Source organism: Aeromonas sp. EERV15 (assembly GCF_900079845.1).
GTDB classification, from domain to species: domain Bacteria; phylum Pseudomonadota; class Gammaproteobacteria; order Enterobacterales; family Aeromonadaceae; genus Aeromonas; species Aeromonas sobria.
Genome location: NZ_FKKY02000180.1, coordinates 1 through 432, shown reverse-complemented (window position 1 = coordinate 432; position 432 = coordinate 1). Strand labels below are relative to the sequence as shown.

Below are 432 nucleotides of genomic sequence, written 5' to 3'. Positions count from 1 at the left end.
AAGGCGGAGGACCTGACGGGCGTGGCACGCGATGAGGCGGCGGAGAGCCACCGCCACGCGGGCCGCGCGGGCGTCGCGAACCGCTATCTCAAGCGCGTCCGTTACGGGAACACCGTGCCGGGCGACGCGGGGAGCAGCCTGTTCGAGGTCGTCTTCGATTACGGAGAGCACGATGCCGCGGAACCCACGCCGGTGGGGAGCGCCCCGTGGCCAGTCCGTCAGGACCCGTTCTCCGTGTACCGCGCCGGTTTCGAGATCCGCACGTACCGGCTCTGCCGTCGCGTGCTGATGTATCACCATATGCCCGAGCTCGGCGAGGCGCCGTGCCTCGTGCGGTCGCTCGATCTCACGTATGCGGAGAACGCTTGCCTGACGCGGCTCGCCACCGCGACGCAGGGGGGATATGTCCGCGATCCGCAGACGCAGGCGTAC

The 432-nt window shown here is 69.7% G+C and carries 1 protein-coding gene; it reads left to right on the top strand.

From position 1 onward, the window contains the following. Positions 1-432, top strand: a 432-nt coding sequence (locus tag BN4575_RS20970; RefSeq protein WP_305088096.1) for a SpvB/TcaC N-terminal domain-containing protein, incomplete at both ends; no start/stop codon positions are given.